Here is a 21,314-nt window from a genome sequence, read left to right as displayed (position 1 = left end):
TTCTATTTAAAGACCTGCGGAATGTGGGTTTAACTGTTAGTCATATCGTTTCCGGTTGCATCGGAATGATATAGAGGACACGGCAGTGCCGTCTCCCTACAATTAATCGGGGTAGGAGACGGCACTGCCGTGTCCTGACTGTGAGTAATATTAATTCCAATGCTACCGGAGTTGATATCATTTCCACTCGCCTTGCAAGGTAAAAGCAGCCCAATAATAGGGAGATTGCCATTTTTCCTGCTGCATCATTTCGATCTGCGCCGCCCTCAAAGCTGCCGCCGGCGCTAACTTTTGTTGCACCATTTTTTGATAAAACTTTTGCATTAACACAGCAGTTCCTTCATCATCCACACTCCACAAACTCACCGCCACCCGCTGCGCCCCCGCATACATAAAACCCCTTGTTAATCCTACCATTCCTTCGCCTTTAACATTCTGTCCCATTCCCGATTGACAAGCACTTAAAACTACTAAATTTGCCGCTAATTTCAAGTTAAAAATATCTGTGAGGCGCAAAAAGCCATTGACAAGATTGCCCTTGTCATCTACCATCGACATCACAATTCCTGACAGTTCAGGATTTTTGCTGTTGGCCATGCCGTGGGTGGCGAAGTGAACTATTTGATAATTGGCTAAGTTTCCATCGGTGGCGGTAGTGCGACTGGCATCAAAATCAAATATTTGACGGCTCGAAGCTGAGGGGAATAAGCTGGATATTGTTTGGGCTTCTTGGCGGGTAAATGGTAGGCGTTTGGGCGGCCATTCTCGATTAGAAGCACGAAGCGATCGATTTAAACCGAGGTTGTTTGCTTCTAATTTTTCTGTTGCTGCTTGGGTAAGTTGTCCTTTAACTCTTTCATCGCCTGGACTGAAAACAGGGTCTGCTAAAATTGCTAAAGTTTGGCTTGGTGGTTTTCTATCTCCGTAATTTTGTCGGAGAATGGCGAGAGTTGAGGCGGAAGGCAGAGTGATAATTTCATGTTGGGCAATTAAGGGAACATTGGTATTTTGTCCGCTGGTTTGGGAAATAGTTAACGCGGGAAAAGGGGTATAGTGCAGCACGCCGTCGGGAACAATTAATAAGCGTTTGTTTCCTAATTGGGCTGCTGCGGGCTGTAAAAGTAATTTACCCAGATTTGCACTCGCTTCGGCAACTTTTTGGGGAATATCTCTCTGGGTGGGGCTAGTGACTGCGGTGCGGAAAGCCACTGCTGCCGTTTCAATGTCAACCTGTTTTGGCAATTCATAGCTAGTTAGTCCGGTTGATGTCACAACCCACAAATAACTGCGGTCTTTGCCGAGGGAATACTGCAATAAAATTGTGTTTTCATCGAGAATCTGTTTTTGAATTTCTGGCAGTGTTAAAGGTTGGGGCTGGGTGAGGGCAGCGTAGCGGGGGCTGGCGCTACGAATCTGGGTTTGAATTTGCTGATATTCTTGCAAAAGTGCGAGGCGCTGTTTGTCGATTTCAGCGATTTTAGTTGCGTTGGGGTTGAGGGTGCTGATTGTTTCGATGCGCTGCTTTTCAATGGCATCGAGTTGCTGTTGCAGCCTCTTTTCTTGTTGCAGTAAATCGGGGGAAATGCCTTCGCGAATGTTGGTGTTACTTTCTTGGAGAAGTTCGAGGAGGCTGCGGGCGCGAGAACGTTCGCTGGCTTCTAAGGCTTTGCGATCGTAACCAGATTTAGGATTAGTTTTATGCAGTTGCATTAACAAATCGATGTAGAATTCGTAGTAGTTCTGGACTGTGGCAAAGTATGAGGTGCGGAGTTCTGGGCTGGCTATTTTGGTGCGGAGGTTTTCGATGATTTTGAGAGAGGCTTCAATGTTAGTGAGGGCTTCAGTGAGATTGCCTTGCTCACGTTTTTCATAAGCTATGTTGCTGAGGTTGTTCGCTTCCCCACTGCGATCGCCGGTTGCCCGACTCAGGGGAAGCGACTGGCTGTAATACTCTAGCGCTTTCTGTTGTTCTCCCAATCGAGAGTAGACACCGCCGATGTTGTTGAGGGTGGTAGCTTCCCCGCCACGATTGCCTACTGCCCGTCTCAGGGGAAGCGACTGGCTATAATACTCTAGCGCTTTCTGTTGCTCTCCCAATTCTGAGTAGACACCGCCGATGTTGGTGAGGGTGACGGCTTCCCCGCTGCGATCGCCTACTGCCCGAAAAAGGGGAAGCGACTGGTCCAAATACTCTAGCGCCTTCTGTTTTTCTCCCAAATCATCGTAGACTTGGCCGATGTTGCTGAGGGTGCCAGCTTCCCCGCTGCGATTGCCTACTGCCCGACTCAGGGGAAGCGACTGGCTGTAATACTCTAGCGCTTTCTGTTTTTCTCCCAAATCATCGTAGACTTGGCCGATGTTGCTGAGGGTGGTAGCTTCCCCGCTGCGATTGCCTACTGCCCGACTCAGGGGAAGCGACTGGCTGTAATACTCTAGCGCCTTCTGTTTTTCTCCCAAATCATTGTAGACACTGCCGATATTGTTGAGGGTCTGGGATTCCCCACCGCGATCGCCTACTGCCCGTCTCAGGGGAAGTGACTGGTTCAAATACTCTAGCGCTTTCTGTTGTTCTCCCAATTGTGAGTAGACACCGCCGATGTTGGTGAGGGCGAGAGCTTCCCCACCACGATCGCCTACTGCCCGAAAAAGGGGAAGCGACTGGCTGTAATACTCTAGCGCTTTCTGTTGTTCTCCCAATTGGGAGTAGACACTGCCGATGTTGTTGAGGGTGCGAGCTTCCCCGCCGCGATCGCCTACTGCCCGACTCAGGGGAAGCGACTGGTTGTAATACTCTAGCGCTTTCTGTTTTTCTCCCAAATCATTGTAGACACTGCCGATGTTGTTGAGGGTGAGAGCTTCCCCACCACGATCGCCTACTGCCCGACTCACGAGAAGTGACTGGCTGTAATACTCTAGCGCTTTCTGTTTTTCTCCCAATTTTGAGTAGACAGCGCCGATATTGCTGAGGGTGGTAGCTTCCCCGCCGCGATCACCTACTGCCCGAAACAGCTTTAATGCTTCTTCCCACTTGGCTATCGCACCTCTTAAAGCTTCCGCCGTTCCTTGATTATAGAGTTCTAATCCTTCAACATATACTTTTTGGGCAGCCTCGCTACTATTAGTTTGTGCTGTTAGTACGGCTTTACCAACTGGCACGGTTGCTGCAACTGGCTGACTTAACTGAAGCGAAAGTGCGATCGACATACCGGCCAAAAACCATTGAGTGCGATCGAACATAACCACCCCTTTTGTATTTTTGTCAATCTTACTCACTAGCCCGCTTAGTGTAAAGGCAGGAAGAAGTAAGGGCGATCGGCATTTTTGCTAGAGTTAACGAGTAGGTGCGATTCCCTACGGGATCGCTACGCCGCGCGTACTTTTTCCCAGCATGAACAACATCCTAACTACCCCCGATCCCGTAACAACCCACTGGGATTGCCCCGAATGCGGCGGCACCGGTACCCTCAGCCCAGAAATTTGCCCTGTTTGTCTCGGAGCAAAATACATCGATCTCGCTACAATAACGAACTGGATGCTTGATTTTATGGAATCTCGCGGCTGCGCTCGAGCTGAGATCGATCGATTGCGAACCGAAAGCCCAGACCCCCTAACATTAACTTTTTGCCTCGAAGTTTGTATCGCCCTTAAATGAACAATGAAAACTTATGTTATAATCTATGGCTGTTAAAAAAATAACGCAATTTTGAACAGAGATGAGCACGATCAAAGCCGGGCAAAAATATTCAAAAAACAATATCTATCAAGGCTTCACTTTTGAACAGCACAAACATTTGGGGCTATACATTAAACACCGGAGAGATGAAGCACTAAGCCTGAGTGTTGTATCTAGTTGGTGCTACCGCCAAACCTCAAAAGTTAGCAGGCTTGCTTGCAATGTTGAAAGGGCATTGTCAACGCTTAAGTCTAACCTAGATAACATCGTTTGTGGTGAAGTCCCCGACAATTACATTCTTTTCAAGAACGGCTACAACCCTGAAATTGACCCAGTAAAATGCTACTACGGGCAAACTGAGTTCGCCGAACAATGGGACAATGAGTTTATCGCGGGGTTTAGAGAAGAATTTCATCAACAATCATCACGAGGACTTTATCCACCACACAATCTACCCAGACCACGTAAGGGCTTCACGCTGGACGAACATCTCCACGTAGCTAAGATTATGTGTTGTCAGATTAGGCAGTCAGCAATCACAACCATGCTGATATGGAATGCTTATGGAAGCGATTCTAAGGCAACCAAGGCAGCTTATAAATGGTGGAAAGCGGCAACTGCCCTAGTCTCGGAACTTGATGAAGTCTCAGGTAAGATTGGTATATATGCCACAACATATCCTAGTGACGAAGCCGAGCGATTTGAGGTACAAATTGCTGCGGATCAGAGCTTTGCTGAGCCGCTGAGAATGCCATTGCAAAAATCTCTTCTTCAAAAGGCTGTGGTGGCTAATGCCGGAAAAGTCACTAACGATACGTACAACCTGGATCTCGGATTGGATTGGCTAAAAGTCAACATCACTTATCCCTAATTACCACTTTCCCAATTTCCAATATTTAGTGTCCCTTAACCGGATGTTGACCGTAATAAGGCAAAGCATCCGACCAATCAGGGCGACTTCCCATTTGCCACTCCAAATAAGCCAATTCCAACACACTAGAAACCGACCAACCCAACTCGCTACCAACTTCAATTAACTGATAAGAATTCCCCCACTTATCCAACTTTTCCTGCCAAGATTCAGGAGTCATCACCGTATCGGTAAGCAACTCAGTTAAACCAGAATCTTTGTTAATTGAATAAACCGCCCCAAACAATTGTCCCCGCTGTGCAGGCATTTGCAGCGCCATATCCTGAGTTGAGATAGATTTTTTACTGCTGCTGCAAGCCACAGCCGCCAAAGTTGAAACCGCAAAAACCGGAATATCCAACTGTTGAGCCAAAGTCCGCGCCGTCACCATACCCATCCGAGTCCCCGTGAAACCTCCGGGCCCCTTCGCCACAGCAATAAAAGCCAACTCCGCCCAAGTTTGCGGCCCAATAAACTCGACTAAATACTGATGCAAATGAGTTGCTAAATCCCGATCCAAATTCCAAGTTTGGCAGCGATAATCCCCGGCAAAATTGCTGATGGCTAAACCGAGTTCGCGACTAGCTGTGTGCAGGGCTAAGCCGTATTTTTTAACAGATGTTCCGTCTTGGGGATTGCTATTCACGATTACTGGTAATTTTCCTTAACAAAAAACAGGGGCAAAGCCACAACTAAGCAACCCAAAAGAATGCCAAATATTCCCGTATTTAAAATCCTGGAATTACCCATACCCCCAGTCATCAAAAACAGCACTACTAAACTTGCAAATAAATTTTTATTTGCAAATTGTTTGTGTTGCGAAACTTGATGCTTCACCGTCATAAAACCCGACGTAACTATTAGCGCAAACCAAGAATTAAAAATGACTATTTGAGAGCCAAAGATAAACCAAACTAAGGCAAACATTAGCGCATCTATCCAAAAATCCTGAGTTTTCAACTTCGGGCGCCAAAATTCTTGGGTAGTAACAGAGGCCGCTTTCTTGAGTAATTGATTGTGTTGCAGCCGCACAAGTTTGTTTCTCAATTTAATCTTGGGATCGATTTGCAATATTTGCTTCCACTCCGGGCGGCGAGAATTGTTGAGTCTTCCCAACAGCTTTACGGCTGCGACTTTATTTAACTGCAAATCGGTGAGTCGGGTGGCAATTATTTGAGATAAGTGCGGATAGTAAACGGGGTTGTCTTCGGTTCTGTTGATGACGATATTGAGCTGTTGCTTGGCTTGACTGACTTGGATTGTAACATTGTAGGGGGCGAGATCCTCTTGCAAAGCTTGCTGAATTTCGGCTTGCTGTTGGCGAGTGAAAAGCGAGACACCGGGCGCAGGTGTAACCACCCGTTCTGCGGGCGTTTCCGGCGCGTCTAGCACCGGCTGTGCGTCTAAATACACCGGTTTGGGGTTCAAGTGCCGGATGACTGCTGAGGCTGAACTGTAGCGTCGGTTGGTGGCACTTTGAAGCATGGTGTCGAGGATGCGGCCGAAATCATCGCTAACAGCAGTCTTCAAATAATTTCGCCAAGCCCAAGAATCCTCTGTACTGTCGAACAAATCGAAGGGACGAATTTCAGTCAGCAAGTGAATGCAGGTAACGCCCAAACTGTAGATATCGCTGGCAAAAACTGCTTTTCCCATCAATTGTTCTGGGGCTGTATAAGCAGCACTGCCGATGATTGTACCAGTTTGCGGCAACCCGGTTGCTGTTACTTTCTTAGCTGCACCAAAGTCTACTAAAACAATATCTTTTTGGAAAGGAGACGGTTGATAGGAATTTTCTAAGGCGGGTAAAGGGGCTGGAGATAGCCGGCGGCGAATGATATTTTCTGGTTTGATATCGCGGTGAATGACTTTGGATTTGTGGACGAAGTGGAGCACTGGCAATAAATCGTTGAGGATTTGCCGAATTTGAGTTTCGGTGAATGCTCCTTTTTGTTCTAATTCTCTGGCTAGGTTTTTGCCGTCTATAAATTCTTGTACTAAATACTGTCTCCCGTCTTGTTCAAAATGCGCGATTAATTCGGGAATCTGCGGATGTTTTCCCAAGGTTTCTAGCTGGGCTGCTTCTTGGTGAAATAGTTGAGCGGCTTTTTCTGCTGCGGTATTTTGCTGCAAAAATTGCTTGATTACGCACTGCGAAAAAATCAGGGGTTTGGTTTCATCAACTGCTAGAAATGTTCGGCCAAAGCCTCCTTGCCCGATCGGCTTTATGGTTCGGTAGCGAGATGCTGATGGCGTTTCTGCGTCAATAGTCAACAACAATTTTGAGCCGCAACTTTGGCACAATTCTGCATCCCCTGGGTTTTGCGGATTCTGACAAGTTGGGTTTAAGCAATAGCACATTGGATTTTAGATTTTAGATTTTAGATTTTAGATTGGGAATGGGGAATGGGGAATGGGGAATGGGGCATGGGGCATCGGGCATGGGGCATCGGGCATCGGGCATCGGGCATTGGGAATTGGGCATCGGGCATTGGGAATTGGTTATTGGTTGTTATCGCCAACAACTCACAAAAAACCTATAAAAAACAACAAATAGCAACCAACAACCAACAAATAACTAATGACTAATGACTAATGACTACTGACTAATGACTACTGACTTCTGACTACTGACTTCTGACTACTGACTTCTGACTACTGACTTCTGACTTCTGACTACTGACTTCTGACTACTGACTTCTGACTACTGACTTCTGACTTAAGTCGGGACGAGTTCGCCTGGCCGCAATGAGGCCCATTTGCCGGTCTCTTGCTTGAAACTCTGACAGCCAACTACATCCCATTCCATTTCAATTTCGTCTTGGCGGGGGCGGATGTTGACGTTGATGGTGGGTTCTACGGGGTCGAAATCGGGTGTTTCGGTAAGGTGAAGCTGTTCGTGCTGTTCTTCTACGGCGTAGTAGGTGAAGCAGCGGTCTACATAGTGGCAGTTAATACAAATACACATTCTTGATATCCTCTGTGCATTTCAAAAAGATTGGTGAAATTTGAGCTTTCTGTTAATCTAGCGTAGCAAGAGTTTAATTGTTTGTAAGGAAAGTAGATTTTTGTTGCGATGCCGATTAATTTGCCTTCTTCATTATCTCCTGATACTTGGCCGTTTGATTTGAAACTGCTGACACCGCCTGCTTATCTGGTGGGCGGTGCGGTGCGGGATGCGCTGCTGGGGAGGCGATCGCACTATTTTGATTTGGATTTCGTTATGCTAACACGGGCCGTGAAGACTGCTCGAAAAATTGCCGATCGCACGAATGGTGGATTTGTCTTGTTGGATGCGGAACGCCAAATTGCGCGGGTTGTATTTGCGGGCGGTACGGTGGATTTGGCGCAGGCGGAAGGGGGGAGTCTGGAGGGGGATTTGCGGCGCCGGGATTTTCGGATAAATGCGATCGCCTGCAATCCTTTTACCGGAGAAATCATCGATCCTTTGGACGGTCAAACTGATTTGCGGTTGGGTGTGCTGCGGATGATTTCGCGGTCAAATTTGGAGGACGATCCGCTGAGGTTATTAAGAGCTTACCGCCAAGCGGCGCAGTTGGGTTTTGCGATCGAACCTGAAACTCAATCGGCTATTCGGGAATTAGCGCCGCTGTTGAGTCGGGTAGCGGTGGAACGGGTGCGGACGGAATTAGGTTATTTGTTGAGCAATCCTGACGGTGTTCCTTGGATTTGTCGCGGTTGCGAAGACGGTTTGTTTTCTATTTGGTTTGAAAGTGCGATCGACCGTTTTGATATTTTGACAAAAATTGATGCGTCTGCTGCCAAGTTAGCGGCAATTAATCCAGATTTGGGGAGAGAATTTTCGCGATCGATTCGAGATACGATTAAAACGCCGTTGTTGGCGGTTGCGAAGTTGGCTATTTTGGCAGATTCCGACCCGACAATTGCTGAAACCCAGTTGCAGCGGTTGAAGTACAGCAATGCGGAGATTAAAAGTGCGATCGGGCTTTTGAAATACTTGCCCAAATTGCCAGCAAAACCTCTCGCAGAAATGTCTTTGCGAGAACAGTATTTTCTGTTTCGGGATGTGGGAATAGTATTTCCAGTTTTAGCGGTTTTGGCGGTGGCGGCGGGAGTTGCGGTTGATGAGATTTCACTGTTAATTAATCGCTATCTGGATGCTGATGATATTATTGCTCATCCTACCCAATTAGTTAGCGGCAATGATTTAATGGAATATTTGAAATTGCCCAGAAGTCCGCGCATCGGTCAATTTTTAATGGAGATTCAATTAGCGCGGGTGGAGGGTAGAATTGCGACTCGCGAAGATGCGCTGAAATTGGCGGCAGAGTTGGTTAATCAGTCAATTTAAATTGATATATTGCAGCAATTAGAACGGGCAAGATGCCCGTTCCACAAGACACTTAATTGTATTGTGGGGAGTAGGGGTTGGGCTTCTAGCCCGCCCTCAAAAATTCAACTTTCTTCTCAAAAATTCAACTTTCTTCTCAAAAATTCAACTTTTCCCTCAAAAATTCAACTTTACCCTCAAAAGTTGAACGGGCAAGATGCCCGTTCCACAACATTCAACTTTCCCGTGGGGTGTGCTTATAGCCCGCCCTGAAAAGTTAGTTGATACTGGTCAAAAATCAGAGTATTAAACAACATCTCTTAATTCTTCCGGCAATTCAAACTTGCCATCGGCACCAGCTTCAAACTCAATAACTTTCAACACAGCATCAACATTCAGCGGCCCGTAAATGTGTGGATAAAAATCTCCAGCAGCAGGTTCATACTTAACTTCTGCTTCCACTTTTTCCGAGTCAATCCACAACAACAGCAATCCTGTTTGTCCAGCAAAAAATTTGTTGGAAGTTCTAACAACTTGCGGGAGTGTCGAACAGTGGATAAATCCTTCCGAGTCTAGGGTATCGCCGCGATAGGATTGAAGGTGTTTTGCTTCTTCCCACTGTTGGCTTTTAGCAATGTGAAATATAACGCTCATAAATTATTTTACCTGCAAAAAAGAAGCTAGGCAGAGCATCTAGATATATGTTCCAAGGCTCTACCTAGGACGAGATTAAAGGATTAAAGTCCTTACTAAAAACCTAACACGATACGAGTACATCCGATCGCCCAAGAACTCTCATATCTTCCTCATCGAGATCGACTGGTGTACCGCTGCGAATTAGTTCCACAAAATCCTCATTCGGCACCATGATGCACAAAGCGTACAAACGTTCACTGCCCGTATTCTCAATTACGTGAGTGCCTGTTGGAGGCACTAACAAACTATCTCCCGGTTGAATACTAACTGTTTTGCCGTCGCAGGTTGCTTGCCCTGTTCCTTTGAGTACAAAAAACATTTCTACTGCAAATTGATGGCGGTTGGGAGGGGTTTTGCCGCCCACATCGAAAATCTCCACGCAAACTGTTAATGAAACATTAGCTATTACCGGATCGAAGACGATAGCTAATCTATTAGTATCGCCCGGACTGATCCGAAATGCTTGGTAGTCTTTCGGAGACTTTATAACAGGAATCATGCAGTGGTTTGTCATTTTTTTTGTTTAATTGTTAATTATCGTAGGGGCGGTGCCCCCGTGCCCGCCCAGCCCCGTGCCCGCCCAGCCCCGTACCCGCCTACTCAGTTTCTTAATCAAGAGGGGCAACCACGGAGGGATTGCCCCTACACTCATTCTAGGAATCATTGCTGACTACTATTTAATTGCTTCTAACATAGCCTGAGAATCCGACAAAAAGCCAAAACATTGTTTAACGTTATAAAGAGTAGCTTGCCAGCAATAATCGGGAGATGTCGTAGCTGTACAATCTTTGACTAAAATACAGTCATAACCGAGGAAATTAGCATCTTGCAGGGTAGCCATGACGCACTGATCGGCGTTTACTCCTCCAAAGAAAAGTGTAGTTCGGCCGAGGTTCCGCAAGATACTATCTAAAGGAGTATCCCAAAAGCCACTCATCCGATATTTATCAACGCAAATATCCTCCGGTTTGGGTTTTAATTCATCGACAACCTGCGCCGCCCAACTCCCTGCCATCAGTACAGGTGCGTTGTTTTTTGGCAGCGGATCTCCCAAACCTACGCCGGATCCTGTGGGATTGTAAACGTGACGGGAAGCTGCACTAATATTGAGCAAATCCGGGCGGTTTCCCCAGTTTATCCAAATAATTGGTATTGCGTGCGATCGCAATTTTGGCAGCAAATTTTTTAAAGGATTAATTGGAGTTCGGGCGGGCGTTACATCTACGCCAATATGTGCTAGCCAACCGTCGGGATGACAGAAATCGTTTTGCATATCTATCACCAACATTGCTGCTTTTGCTAAGTCCAAACGCAGAGTTTTAGTTTCTGTTTCCAGGGTAACAGGTTGAGGCGCGATCGGCGATCGGGTGATATCGGCAATTTTGGCATCAACTTTCCAAGCATTCGGCGGTACGCCCAAGGTGCGGAGAGAATCAGGATTCATAGGGATTTTGGCTCAAAAACAATTTCAATCTTATAACTATTTGATTGTTACTAACTTGTCATATCTTAAATCTTTGTTATAATTAAGTATCCGTGGCAACTTTTTGATAATTTTTAGGATTTATTAACTTTATTAAAGTTGCTTGATAGCCAATGACTCTCAAGATTTGCTGGAAGCGATTAAAATTGGTTCGATTTTGCACAATATCACGGATTTGGATTACCGCCAATGGATTACACCGCGCCAGTCTGTAGAAATGGCATCCCTGGGAGGATCACAAGGCTTGAATCTCGCCGATGAAATGGGTTCGCTGACAGTCGGGAAAAAAGCAGATTTTGTGCTGTATGATTTAACCAGTTTATCATTGCTGCCGCGCACCGATCCGATCGGCTTGCTGATTTTAGGGCGCCCGACTAATGCGGTAGACAGCGTTTGGGTAAACGGCAAACAAATTGTCGCCGAAGGTAAGGTGAAAACGATCGATGTTGATGCTTTGATGCGGGAATTATTCGATCGCAGCGAGTGGACGAGCAAGCGTCAATCGCAAACGGTGAGCGAGATTGAAGCGCACTACCGCCAAGTTATGAAACTGCAAGGTTATTCTTAAAAAATTAACCAATAGAATATGATATCATGTCCGGTTGAATCACATAATTAGCGCCGCCACTAAAAATTAACGCCATCCACCTCCCACATCCCAATCACTCAGAACTTCTAGCCATGACACCCCCTAACAACCAGATAAATGTAGACGCCAGACTTGTTGCAGCTAATACCAAATTTGGTTTTAACTTGTTCAACACCCTCACCAAACAACAGCCGAATCAAAATATCTTTATTTCCCCTACTTCTGTCGCCCTCGCACTGTCAATGGCATACAACGGAGTCAGCGGAGAAACCAAACAAGAAATGACAAAAGCTCTCGAATTAACGAAAATGAGTCCAAAAGCAATCAACGCAGCCAATCACAATTTGCAAAACAGTTTGCAAAAAAATGACCCCAAGATCCAAGTATCAATTGCCAACGCGCTTTGGGCGCAACAAGGCTTCTCATTAAAACCCGAATTTTTGCAAATAAATCAACAATACTACCAAGCCAATATTAGCGAAATAGACTTTCATAGTCAGCAAGAAGCTCTCAGCATCATTAACAACTGGGTGAGCGAAAAAACTCACGGAAAAATTGATAAAATAGTCACTAAAATCAAGCCAGATACACTCTTGTTTTTGATTAACGCCATCTATTTCAAAGGCAACTGGGAAACGCCCTTTGATAAATCTCACACTGCCAACAAAACTTTTTATTTAACAGACAGCAGTTCCAAACAGCATCCAATGATGTCCCAGATGGGCTCTTATCGGTGCTACGAAACAGAGACTTTTCAAGCAGTCAGTTTACCTTACGGCAAAAAAGGCGCTCTGAGTATGTATATTTTCTTGCCAAACTCCAATACCAATTTGGCAACGTTCTCGCAGCAATTAACACCAGAAAACTGGGATAAATGGATGCAAGAATTTAGAGTTAAAAGTGGAATGATTGAAATACCGCGCTTCAAAATGGAGTATGAAGTTAAACTGAACGACACACTTATAGCTTTGGGAATGGCAGAAATTTTCGGTGGATTGAAAACAGACTTTTCCCCGATGACTGATAGCAAAGTAGAAGTAGGATCTGTAAAACACAAGACATTTGTCGAAGTTAACGAAGAAGGTACAGAAGCAGCAGCCGTGACTGTAATTGAGTTAACGAGATCTATGCCGGGTTTTCAAATGAATGTAAACCGTCCCTTCTTTTGTGCCATTCGAGACAATACTACAGGAACAATATTATTTATGGGTATCATTGTTGACCCCCAATAATATCAAAAGTGGTAGGGGCGTCAGGAAATGTGCGATCGACTTTTAATCAAATAACCCTAGCTGGCGCACCCTAACAAGCTCATTATACGGTAAAATATCAGTCTAAAAATAATCATATTTGCGACAAATTGATGATTAAACTGCACAAATGGCAGCGGATACTGGCTTTAATAGTTGTTTTTACGATCGCCCTTACCTCCTCCGCGATTTTATCCCCGCGTCTCTTGGCTCAAACCCCGCCCAAAACCCCAACAACCGAATTGCGCGGCGTCTGGCTGACGAACATTGACAGCGACGTTATTTTCTCCCGCAACAACATCATTGACGCTGTAAATCGACTGGATCAACTCAATTTCAATACCATCTATCCCACGGTTTGGCAAGGAGGGTATACGCTTTATCCCAGCGCAGCAGCCCAACGAGTATTCGGACAGGCGATCGACCCATCGCCCGGATTGAAAGACCGAGACATCCTCAAAGAAATTATAGCACAATCCCGCCAAAAAGGTATAGCAGTAATCCCCTGGTTTGAGTTTGGTTTCATGGCTCCCGCCGAATCGGAATTAGCCACACTTCACCCCGACTGGCTGGCGCAGCGGCGCGATGGTTCAACTATTTGGAAAGAAGGCAAACACGATCGAGTTTGGCTGAATCCCTTTCATCCCCAAGTGCAGCAATTTATCTTAGATTTAATCCTAGAAGTTGTCGATAATTATGATATAGATGGCATTCAATTTGACGACCATTTTGGCTTGCCAGTAGAATTTGGTTACGAGCCATTAACAGTGTCAATGTATCAGGAACAAATCAAAAGTCCTCCCTCCGACGACCCCCGCGAAACCTTCTGGGTGCGCTGGCGCGCTGACAAAATTAACGACTTCGTGGGCAGAGTTTCCCGCGCCATCAAATCCCGCAAAGAAAAATGTATTGTCAGCTTATCTCCCAACCCTTTTCACTTTGCTTTACCCGCCCACTTGCAGGACTGGTTTACCTGGGAAAGACGCGGCTACATCGACGAAATTGTGTTGCAGGTTTATCGCAGCGATATCAAGCGTTTTAGTGCCGAACTGGAACGGGAAGAAGTTAAATTGGCTAAACTTAACATTCCAACTGCGATCGGCATTTTGACTGGTCTTAAAAATAATTCCGTGCCCCTCAAACAAATTCAAGAACAAGTGCAAGAAGTGCGAAAAAGAGATTTCGCCGGCGTCTCGTTCTTTTTCTACGAAAGTTTGTCGAATTGGGCGAGGGAAACCCCCGAACAGCGCAATTATGCCTTGCAAGAATTCTTTCCCACAAAGATGCAGCGCCCCCCATCCGAAGGCAGAATTTGAAACGGGAGCATCTCAATGAAAGCAGCCAAGCCCTAAATTGGAGTTAGGAGTTAGGAGTCAGGAGTCAGGAGAAAAGAGTCAGAAGGAAGAAGAAAGGAGCCAGAAGAAGTGTTTTTACAAATATGAGATGCTCCCATTTGAAACCCACGCTTAAAATGAGAAAAAGCATACAGCGCTTAGGAATTGTCATCTTATTTTTAAGCGCTTTCCTAACAATTGGCTATCTCACTCCCAGAAAGTGGGGAAATTACTCGCAAGCAGATTGCACAATCTCTCTATACATTTCCAACCAAGGCATCCACACCGAAATCATTGTTCCAGTTAAAAATGAATCTTTTGACTGGAATCAATATTTACGGCTAACAGAAATAGGGCGGGATGCCACTTCTGATTATCAATATTTGTCTTTTGGCTGGGGAGATAGAGCTTTTATGTTGGAAACTCCCACATCAGGAAGTATCAACCCAGTTACAGCTTTCAAGGCGCTATTTCTCCCTACTCCGTCTACGGTGCAAGTACAAGGTTATCGGGTTTGGCCACAAAATAAAGAAACAAAATGTGTTAAACTTAGCGGGTCTAATTATCTAAACATTGTGAATTTCATTAAAAATTCATTCCAACTAGACGCAGGAGGTAATAAACTAAAAATTAGTTATGGCTACCACAACAGTGATAGTTTTTATGAAGCAAATGGCAGTTACTCTATTTTGAGAACTTGCAACGACTGGACGGCAGAAGCTTTGCAAAAAGCTGATGTCAATACTCCTTTATGGTCAACGCTTTCTTCTGCGGTTATGTTTCATTTAAATAGCGGCTGCGAATGTATATAAGAAGGAAGAGGATCGATGTGAAGAAGGAAGAAGGAACAAAAATAAACTCTTCCCAATTCCTAATGCCCTGTTTGGCCGATGCCCGATGCCCCATGCCCGATGCCCAATTCCCCATTCCCAAATATTATGAATGTAATTCCAGCGATCGACTTATTGGATGGAAAATGCGTCAGATTGTATCAGGGAGACTACGCGAAGTCTCAAACTTTTAACGACAACCCCGTCGCAGTCGCCAGAGAGTGGGTAAATGAAGGCGCAACGATGCTGCATTTAGTAGACCTCGACGGCGCCAAAGCAGGTCATCCAATCAACCAAGCAGCCATAGAAGCGATCGTCCGATCCGTAGACGTTCCCTGTCAAGTAGGTGGGGGAATGCGCGATCGCGCTTCTGTTGCTGCTATCCTCAATTTAGGCGTTCGGCGCGTCATTCTCGGCACTGTCGCCGTCGAACAACCGCAATTAGTCGGCGAATTGTGCGCCGAATTTCCCGGCCGAATTCTGGTTGGCATCGATGCCAGAAATGGTAAAGTTGCGACAAGAGGCTGGCTAGAAACTTCGGAAGTTTTAGCAACAGAATTGGCGCAAAAAATGACCGAGTTAGGGGCGGCTGAAATTATTTACACCGACATTCACCGCGACGGTACTATGGAAGGGCCGAATTTGGAATCTTTGCGCGAAATTGCTAATGCTATTTCAATTCCGGTGATTGCTTCCGGTGGCGTCAGTTCGATCGCAGATTTGTTGAGTTTGCTGGCTTTGGAACCAATTGGTGTCAAAAGTGCGATCGTCGGTAGGGCAATTTATACCGGCGATATCTTGCTAAAAGAAGCAATTCAAGCAGTCGGACAAGGGCGGTGGCAGGATGTACCGCCAGATTTGGGTTCTTCAAGTTTTGCTTGATAGTCATGTCGAGTTAACTGGCTACCCAATATGTAACAGTTATCAATTTTGCGACTCACAGTCAACAGTCATTAGTCATTAGTCATCAGTCAACAGTCATTAGTCATTAGTCAACAGTCAACAGTCATTAGTCATTAGTCATCAGTCAACAGTCAACAGTCAACAGTCATCAGTCAACAGTCATTAGTCATTAGTCATCAGTCAACAGTCATCAGTCAACAGTCAACAGTCAACAGTCAACAGTCAACAGTCAGCGTAGAATCGTCTTTCTTACCATCATCGTACCCATGTTTTTGAACCATACAATTACAGCTTTAAGTTCTGGGATGGCATCCCTAGTTGCTCCCATACCTTTGTTAGCAACAGTCGAGGCTGAAAATTCGCCGATCGTCCTTAGCGGAGTTTTGCTCAGTTTGGTAGTGATTTATATCGCCAGTAAAATCGGCGCGGAAGTGGCTCTAAAATTTGATTTTCCCCCGGTTTTGGGTGAACTTGTAGCAGGGGTAATTGTTGGCGTATCTGCTTTACACTTGATCGTTTTTCCCGGAAGCGGGCTGTCAGCATCCAACTCAGGGATTATGACAGTTCTGCAATCGATTAATCATCTGTCTCCTGCAGCCCTCACCAGTGTGTTTGAATCGCAGAGTGAAATCATTGCAGTGCTAGCTGAATTAGGCGTGATTATTCTGCTGTTTGAAATTGGCTTAGAGTCGGATCTCAAACAACTTCAGCAAGTCGGAATTCAAGCTACCGTTGTCGCCTGCGTAGGTGTGGCAGTTCCCTTTGCCGCTGGTACTGCGGGCTTGATGATAATTTTCCACACGGCGGCAATTCCAGCAATTTTTGCGGGGGCAGCTTTGACGGCAACCAGCATTGGAATTACATCTAAAGTGTTGTCGGAATTAGGACAACTGAACTCTAAAGAAGGTCAAATTATTGTCGGTGCGGCGGTGATTGATGATGTGCTAGGAATTATTGTCCTGGCTGTTGTCGCTAGTTTAGCCAAAACCGGGGAGATAGATGTTGTTAATGTCATCTATTTGATTGTCAGCGCCACTGTTTTTCTGCTAGGTTCGATTCTGTTGGGCGGTGTCTTCAACAAAACCTTTTCGGCGGTGGTGGGTCAACTCAAAACTCGCGGCAATATTATCATCCCGGCATTTATTTTTGCCTACTTCATGGCTTTTCTGGGCAACGCAATTCATCTCGAAGCGATTTTGGGTGCGTTTGCGGCTGGTTTGGTATTGGATGAAAGCGAGGCCCGCAAGGAGTTGGATGAACTGGTGAAACCCATCGCCGATTTATTTGTGCCCATCTTTTTTGTAACGGTGGGAGCACGGGCAGATTTGGGAGTTTTGAACCCAACTGTGCCGGATAATCGGGCGGGACTTTTGATTGCCGTATTTTTGATTTTGGTTGCTATTTTTGGCAAGATCGTAACAGGCTGGGTGGTGTTTGGTCAGCCTGGAATCAATCGATTGGCGATCGGAGTGGGGATGATTCCTCGGGGCGAAGTCGGGTTAGTGTTTGCCGCCATCGGTTCCGCGAGTGGGGTTTTGGATAAACCGTTAGAAGTGTCGATTATTATCATGGTGATTCTGACGACTTTTTTGGCTCCGCCTTTTCTGCGGATTGTCTTTGGCGATACGGTAGAGCCTCCTGCTACTGGGGAACCTTCTAGCGAGAAAACGGTGATTAGCGGGTGATATTAAGTCTGTTTTGAGGTGGTTGGGGGCGATCGGCTGGTCTTGAACCACTTTCCGGCGATCGTCTCCATTGCTACTCATTTGCCTGCTGGTTATGTTACATTTCCACACCAACGGCAACAGCAGCCGCATCTAAACTTTGTAGCAGTGCGTTTGACACATTTTGTCGATCGACCATGCTGCGGTTTCTCCTCAAGCTTATAGTTGCCTTTCAACCGAGTAAAACTCCTCTCAAAACCCACAATGCCGTCGATCAAAGCTTCACAAAATCTGTTCGATAAACTATCCCAGTGCGATTTGTAGCTAGCTTCATATAGCAATCCTAAATGATTATACTCGTTACCAGGCTCTGCCTGGTAACGCATATCCGGAGGCTCTGCCTCCATAGTCTGGGCCGAGGCAGAGCCTCTGGACATCGGTTGCCAGGCAGAGCTTGGAAGTTAACCAGTTAGTGAAACTGATTTAGGATTGCTATAGGTCTCTATCCTCAGAAACGCTATATATAGAAGAATGCGATCGCGGTTATTTACCCACGAGTGCTACAGCACCGCTTTGCAAAACAGGAATTTCAATTCGGAACTCTGTTCCTTGATGGGGTTGAGAGAAGCACTGGAGGAAACCACCGTGCTTATCAACTACAATTTGATAGCTGATGGATAGCCCTAATCCAGTTCCTTTACCAGTTGGTTTTGTGGTGAAGAAGGGATTGAACACCTGTTGTATAACAGTTTCCGTCATCCCCGATCCATTGTCTTGAACTTGAATCACCACGTTTTTAGAATAACCGGATCCAGTTTCGTTTGTGACTAGCTTAGTCCGAATAGTGATGCGACTGGGATTCTTTTGGATGTCTTTTGGAGAACGCTGATTGTCGTAGTTTTCTAAAGCATCAATCGCATTTGCCAGAATATTCATAAAGACTTGGTTCAACTGTCCGGCATAGCACTCTACTCGCGGTAAGTCGCCGTACTCTTTAACAATTTCAATAGCAGGACGCTCCGGATTTGCCTTCAGTCGATTTTGCAAAATCATCAATGTGCTGTCAATTCCCTCGTGGATATCAACTGGCTTCTTTTCTGCCTCATCCAGCCGCGAGAAGTTTCGTAGCGACAGGACAATTTGACGAATGCGATCGGCTCCTACCTTCATCGAAGTCAGGATTTTGGGCAAATCTTCACTAATGAAGTCCAGCTCGAACTCTTCAATTTTTTCCTGAATTTCGGTATTAGTTGGATAGGTTTTCTGGTAAAGCTGAATCAACTTTAGTAAATTTTGCGTGTAGTCGGTAGTATGGCTCAGGTTGCCATAGATAAAGTTGACTGGATTATTAATTTCGTGAGCAACACCTGCAACCAGTTGCCCCAAACCTGACATTTTCTCTGCCTGAATAAGCTGTGCCTGAGTTTGCTGTAAGGTTTTGAGTGCAACCTCAGCTTCCTCTTTTGCTTGCCTTAACGCAGCTTCGGCTTGCTTGCGCTCACTAATATCCAGTGTCAAGGATGCAACTCCAACAATCTTTCCAGTATCCCCTACTAAAGGCGTATTGAACCATTCGCAAATAATAATTTTGCCGTCTTTCGTAATATTTTCGTTGACGCTGTAGCGTCCTCGGGTGTCACTCAACAGCTCGTTCAGAACTTGATCGACTACCTTTCTGGCAGACGCAGGCACAATTAATTCTGCGGCATGGTATCCGATCGCCTCTTTCGCCGTGTAACCAAAAATCTTCTCTGCCGCTGGATTCCAGGCCGTGACTTTAAAGTTTAAATCCCATTCCAAAACTGCCAGTGAAGTTTGGCGGAATAGAAAAGATAGCCGCTGTTCCGATGCTTTGAGTTCTTCTTCTGCCTGTTTCCGTTGAGTAATGTCAATCCCTGTTTTGATGATGTACTCAATTTCACCTCGATCGTCCAGTAAAGCAGTAGCTGACCAGGCAATCCGTCTGAGTTGTCGATCTTTGGTCCTCCAACTGCCTTCATACTGCTGGGGAAAATTACCAGCTTTTAAAGACTCAAAAGTAGTTTTGGCAAGTCCTGCTAAGTCTGAGTTCGGGAACAAGTCCCAAAAGTAGCGGCCCTTCACTTCACTAAACGAGTAATCAGTCATTTGTTCGCAAGCTCGGTTAAAGCGAACGATTTGTCCCTGCGGGTCGAGCACAACTACCAGGGCACCTGCAATTTCAAGAATGGCTGAAACAAAATTGCGTTCCACTTCAACTGCTGTAATCAGTTCCTCTAACTGAGTTGCCATATTGTTAAATGCGATCGCCAATGTCCCCAGTTCGTTTTGGCTGTGGATGTTGACTCGTGTATCTAATTGCCCCGCACTGAGTTCAGTAGCTGCCGTGGTTAAGCCCTGGAGCGGCACCACAATTTGCCGAATAAATAGAAAGCCAATGCCAAAAGCGACGATCGTCACCACCGCAAGTGAGCCTCCCATAACTGAGAGCATTTGGTAAACGGGAGCATACGCCTCAGCCGTTGGTAGTTCTACAACCACATTCCAATTCACGCTCCGAACTAAGGCACTGGCTCCCAATACTTCTACCTGCTTTAGACCTGGATAAACGTTAAGGCGCTTAGTATTTCCGGATGCTTTCAAGAATTGAAAGAAAGGGCGCTTAGAAATATCTTGAAGTTGAAACTTTTCTGGCTTACAACCCTTTTGAGCAATGAGAAAATTACGCTCATCGACTACATAGACATAACCCGTCTTGCCAACATCCGTTTGGGAAACAATAAACCAGAGAAAGTTAAGATTTACCTGTGCCAATAGCACCCCATCCACCTCATCTCGCTCATTCCGAATCGGAACCGCCAGAGTGGTTGTTGGTTGGTTGGTTTGAGGATTAATTCCTACAGGACTGACATAATCTTCCTGTTGTTTGAAGGCACGAATAAACAGTGGCGAATTGGCGGGATTTTCTAACTTGAGCGGTTCGTAGGGTGAAACAGACGCGACAACTTGTCCCTTCCGGTTCAAAATGGCAACGGCTTCATAAGCATCATTATGACGAATCATCCCTTCCAACAGGCTCTGCTGCGCTTGAGGTTGAAATTTTGTGAGTCCTTTGACCCTAGCTAAATAGCTAAGTTTTCGTTTCAAGTCATCTAAATAATTATCAATCTGCCCTCCTGCTGTCTGGCTGCGCTCTTCTTGGAGCGATCGCGATTGCTGGATCTGCGCCTGAAAGCTGAGGTAGATCAGCAAGCCACCTGTGGGCAGTAAGCTCAGGAGAACCAAAAATATCAAACCATAGCGGAGCTGATGTGCAATAGATAAGAAGCGTGGCCAGGGATGAGAAGGAGAGCTTTTGGCGATCGGCAGAGCGCGATCGTTGCGTTGATTTTGCATCGGACTTAGGATCAATTTTGGTAAATCAATTAATCGGCGCACTAAGGAGAAACATCGATTTTGCCAGTCGTCACAGCTTCTCGGATAATCTTGAAAGTGTCCTCTTCCTGAGACGTGAGACTACCACGGAAAGGGGCAAAGTCATAGATTTTTTCCTTGAGCCCAAACTTGTAAAGTTTTCCTTCCCAGCGACCTTGCTGGGTTAATACGACCGCATTTAAGCTGTCAAACATCTAAACTGCATTAACTAAGTTACCTTTATTTTTTATTTTTCGGTTCCATTTCATAATTAGTC

At 45.7% G+C, this 21,314-nt stretch carries 19 protein-coding genes; 9 read left to right on the top strand and 10 right to left on the bottom strand.

From position 1 onward, the window contains the following. Positions 1-177: 177 nt before the first annotated feature. The gene (locus tag QUA00_RS28020) at positions 178-3,237 is read right to left on the bottom strand and encodes a tetratricopeptide repeat protein (protein ID WP_333411898.1); all 3,060 of its coding nucleotides are present in this window, start codon (positions 3,235-3,237) and stop codon (positions 178-180) included. A 476-nt stretch (positions 3,238-3,713) separates the two neighbouring features. Between QUA00_RS28020 and QUA00_RS28015 the strand changes: the two genes are divergently transcribed. Further along, positions 3,714-4,544: a hypothetical protein gene (locus QUA00_RS28015; RefSeq protein WP_333102338.1), complete on the top strand. Its 831-nt coding sequence runs from the start codon at positions 3,714-3,716 to the stop codon at positions 4,542-4,544. Positions 4,545-4,569: 25 nt separating this feature from the next. Here the strand turns inward: QUA00_RS28015 and tsaB are convergent, their stop codons facing one another. Then, positions 4,570-5,229 (bottom strand): tRNA (adenosine(37)-N6)-threonylcarbamoyltransferase complex dimerization subunit type 1 TsaB, encoded by a 660-nt coding sequence (tsaB, locus tag QUA00_RS28010; RefSeq protein WP_333411894.1) that lies wholly within the window; start codon positions 5,227-5,229, stop codon positions 4,570-4,572. A gap of 2 nt (positions 5,230-5,231) precedes the next feature. Beyond that, positions 5,232-6,944 (bottom strand): serine/threonine-protein kinase, encoded by a 1,713-nt coding sequence (locus QUA00_RS28005; protein ID WP_333411893.1) that lies wholly within the window; start codon positions 6,942-6,944, stop codon positions 5,232-5,234. A 45-nt stretch (positions 6,945-6,989) separates the two neighbouring features. Here QUA00_RS28005 and QUA00_RS28000 point away from each other — a divergent pair, with 45 nt between their 5' ends. Then, positions 6,990-7,172, top strand: coding sequence for a hypothetical protein (locus QUA00_RS28000; RefSeq protein ID WP_333411892.1), 183 nt, complete (start codon positions 6,990-6,992; stop codon positions 7,170-7,172). Between the two features lie 130 nt (positions 7,173-7,302). Here QUA00_RS28000 and QUA00_RS27995 read toward each other — a convergent pair whose 3' ends face one another. After that, a complete protein-coding gene (locus tag QUA00_RS27995) occupies positions 7,303-7,551 on the bottom strand; it encodes a Ycf34 family protein (RefSeq protein ID WP_333411891.1) in 249 nt (82 codons plus the stop codon). A 108-nt stretch (positions 7,552-7,659) separates the two neighbouring features. Here QUA00_RS27995 and QUA00_RS27990 point away from each other — a divergent pair, with 108 nt between their 5' ends. Beyond that, positions 7,660-8,916 (top strand): CCA tRNA nucleotidyltransferase, encoded by a 1,257-nt coding sequence (locus QUA00_RS27990; RefSeq protein ID WP_333411890.1) that lies wholly within the window; start codon positions 7,660-7,662, stop codon positions 8,914-8,916. A gap of 285 nt (positions 8,917-9,201) precedes the next feature. Here QUA00_RS27990 and QUA00_RS27985 read toward each other — a convergent pair whose 3' ends face one another. The 3 genes from QUA00_RS27985 to QUA00_RS27975 all read right to left on the bottom strand — a co-directional run bounded on the left by QUA00_RS27985 (position 9,202) and on the right by QUA00_RS27975 (position 11,035). Then, positions 9,202-9,549 (bottom strand): DUF952 domain-containing protein, encoded by a 348-nt coding sequence (locus QUA00_RS27985; protein ID WP_333102344.1) that lies wholly within the window; start codon positions 9,547-9,549, stop codon positions 9,202-9,204. 103 nt (positions 9,550-9,652) lie between these two features. Beyond that, positions 9,653-10,105, bottom strand: a complete 453-nt coding sequence (locus tag QUA00_RS27980; RefSeq protein WP_333411889.1) for a cupin domain-containing protein — start codon at positions 10,103-10,105, stop codon at positions 9,653-9,655. Positions 10,106-10,264: 159 nt separating this feature from the next. After that, on the bottom strand, positions 10,265-11,035 hold the full coding sequence (locus tag QUA00_RS27975) for a cysteine hydrolase family protein (RefSeq protein WP_333308880.1): 771 nt from the start codon (positions 11,033-11,035) through the stop codon (positions 10,265-10,267). 142 nt (positions 11,036-11,177) lie between these two features. Here QUA00_RS27975 and QUA00_RS27970 point away from each other — a divergent pair, with 142 nt between their 5' ends. The 6 genes from QUA00_RS27970 to QUA00_RS27945 all read left to right on the top strand — a co-directional run bounded on the left by QUA00_RS27970 (position 11,178) and on the right by QUA00_RS27945 (position 17,665). Beyond that, positions 11,178-11,642 (top strand): amidohydrolase family protein, encoded by a 465-nt coding sequence (locus QUA00_RS27970; RefSeq protein WP_333308882.1) that lies wholly within the window; start codon positions 11,178-11,180, stop codon positions 11,640-11,642. 113 nt (positions 11,643-11,755) lie between these two features. Beyond that, complete coding sequence (locus QUA00_RS27965; RefSeq protein WP_333308884.1) at positions 11,756-12,895, top strand: serpin family protein; 1,140 nt, start codon at positions 11,756-11,758, stop codon at positions 12,893-12,895. A gap of 131 nt (positions 12,896-13,026) precedes the next feature. Next, positions 13,027-14,229 carry a glycoside hydrolase family 10 protein gene (locus tag QUA00_RS27960; RefSeq protein ID WP_333411888.1) on the top strand — a complete coding sequence of 401 codons (1,203 nt, stop codon included), beginning with the start codon at positions 13,027-13,029 and terminating at the stop codon, positions 14,227-14,229. Positions 14,230-14,384: 155 nt separating this feature from the next. Continuing rightward, complete coding sequence (locus tag QUA00_RS27955) at positions 14,385-15,059, top strand: TIGR02117 family protein (RefSeq protein ID WP_333411887.1); 675 nt, start codon at positions 14,385-14,387, stop codon at positions 15,057-15,059. A gap of 126 nt (positions 15,060-15,185) precedes the next feature. Beyond that, positions 15,186-15,959: a 1-(5-phosphoribosyl)-5-[(5-phosphoribosylamino)methylideneamino]imidazole-4-carboxamide isomerase gene (hisA, locus tag QUA00_RS27950; RefSeq protein WP_333411886.1), complete on the top strand. Its 774-nt coding sequence runs from the start codon at positions 15,186-15,188 to the stop codon at positions 15,957-15,959. 287 nt (positions 15,960-16,246) lie between these two features. Further along, entirely contained in the window at positions 16,247-17,665 is a 1,419-nt protein-coding gene (locus QUA00_RS27945; RefSeq protein ID WP_333411885.1) for a cation:proton antiporter, read from the top strand. A 92-nt stretch (positions 17,666-17,757) separates the two neighbouring features. Here the strand turns inward: QUA00_RS27945 and QUA00_RS27940 are convergent, their stop codons facing one another. The 3 genes from QUA00_RS27940 to QUA00_RS27930 all read right to left on the bottom strand — a co-directional run bounded on the left by QUA00_RS27940 (position 17,758) and on the right by QUA00_RS27930 (position 21,252). Beyond that, positions 17,758-18,030: a hypothetical protein gene (locus QUA00_RS27940; RefSeq protein ID WP_333411884.1), complete on the bottom strand. Its 273-nt coding sequence runs from the start codon at positions 18,028-18,030 to the stop codon at positions 17,758-17,760. A gap of 157 nt (positions 18,031-18,187) precedes the next feature. Continuing rightward, positions 18,188-21,019 (bottom strand): PAS domain S-box protein, encoded by a 2,832-nt coding sequence (locus tag QUA00_RS27935; protein ID WP_333411883.1) that lies wholly within the window; start codon positions 21,017-21,019, stop codon positions 18,188-18,190. 41 nt (positions 21,020-21,060) lie between these two features. Further along, entirely contained in the window at positions 21,061-21,252 is a 192-nt protein-coding gene (locus QUA00_RS27930) for a hypothetical protein (RefSeq protein ID WP_333411882.1), read from the bottom strand. Positions 21,253-21,314 lie beyond the last annotated feature (62 nt).

Source organism: Microcoleus sp. T2B6 (assembly GCF_036700475.1).
Taxonomy (GTDB): domain Bacteria; phylum Cyanobacteriota; class Cyanobacteriia; order Cyanobacteriales; family Microcoleaceae; genus Microcoleus.
Note: the sequence above shows the minus strand (reverse complement) of the source record. Positions and strands in the feature narration are given on the sequence as shown.

What these genes read in the sequence shown, in the direction of transcription:
- QUA00_RS27940 (WP_333411884.1), bottom strand. Translation starts at nt 18,030, where the DNA reads ATGCGTTACCAGGCAGAGCCTGGTAACGAGTATAATCATTTAGGATTG.
- QUA00_RS27960 (WP_333411888.1), top strand. Translation starts at nt 13,027, where the DNA reads ATGATTAAACTGCACAAATGGCAGCGGATACTGGCTTTAATAGTTGTT.
- QUA00_RS27955 (WP_333411887.1), top strand. Translation starts at nt 14,385, where the DNA reads ATGAGAAAAAGCATACAGCGCTTAGGAATTGTCATCTTATTTTTAAGC.
- QUA00_RS27965 (WP_333308884.1), top strand. Translation starts at nt 11,756, where the DNA reads ATGACACCCCCTAACAACCAGATAAATGTAGACGCCAGACTTGTTGCA.
- QUA00_RS27995 (WP_333411891.1), bottom strand. Translation starts at nt 7,551, where the DNA reads ATGTGTATTTGTATTAACTGCCACTATGTAGACCGCTGCTTCACCTAC.
- QUA00_RS27990 (WP_333411890.1), top strand. Translation starts at nt 7,660, where the DNA reads ATGCCGATTAATTTGCCTTCTTCATTATCTCCTGATACTTGGCCGTTT.
- hisA (WP_333411886.1), top strand. Translation starts at nt 15,186, where the DNA reads ATGAATGTAATTCCAGCGATCGACTTATTGGATGGAAAATGCGTCAGA.
- QUA00_RS28000 (WP_333411892.1), top strand. Translation starts at nt 6,990, where the DNA reads ATGGGGAATGGGGAATGGGGCATGGGGCATCGGGCATGGGGCATCGGG.
- QUA00_RS27935 (WP_333411883.1), bottom strand. Translation starts at nt 21,019, where the DNA reads ATGCAAAATCAACGCAACGATCGCGCTCTGCCGATCGCCAAAAGCTCT.
- QUA00_RS27985 (WP_333102344.1), bottom strand. Translation starts at nt 9,549, where the DNA reads ATGAGCGTTATATTTCACATTGCTAAAAGCCAACAGTGGGAAGAAGCA.
- QUA00_RS27930 (WP_333411882.1), bottom strand. Translation starts at nt 21,252, where the DNA reads ATGTTTGACAGCTTAAATGCGGTCGTATTAACCCAGCAAGGTCGCTGG.
- QUA00_RS27980 (WP_333411889.1), bottom strand. Translation starts at nt 10,105, where the DNA reads ATGACAAACCACTGCATGATTCCTGTTATAAAGTCTCCGAAAGACTAC.
- QUA00_RS27945 (WP_333411885.1), top strand. Translation starts at nt 16,247, where the DNA reads ATGTTTTTGAACCATACAATTACAGCTTTAAGTTCTGGGATGGCATCC.
- QUA00_RS28005 (WP_333411893.1), bottom strand. Translation starts at nt 6,944, where the DNA reads ATGTGCTATTGCTTAAACCCAACTTGTCAGAATCCGCAAAACCCAGGG.
- QUA00_RS28020 (WP_333411898.1), bottom strand. Translation starts at nt 3,237, where the DNA reads ATGTTCGATCGCACTCAATGGTTTTTGGCCGGTATGTCGATCGCACTT.
- QUA00_RS27975 (WP_333308880.1), bottom strand. Translation starts at nt 11,035, where the DNA reads ATGAATCCTGATTCTCTCCGCACCTTGGGCGTACCGCCGAATGCTTGG.
- QUA00_RS28015 (WP_333102338.1), top strand. Translation starts at nt 3,714, where the DNA reads ATGAGCACGATCAAAGCCGGGCAAAAATATTCAAAAAACAATATCTAT.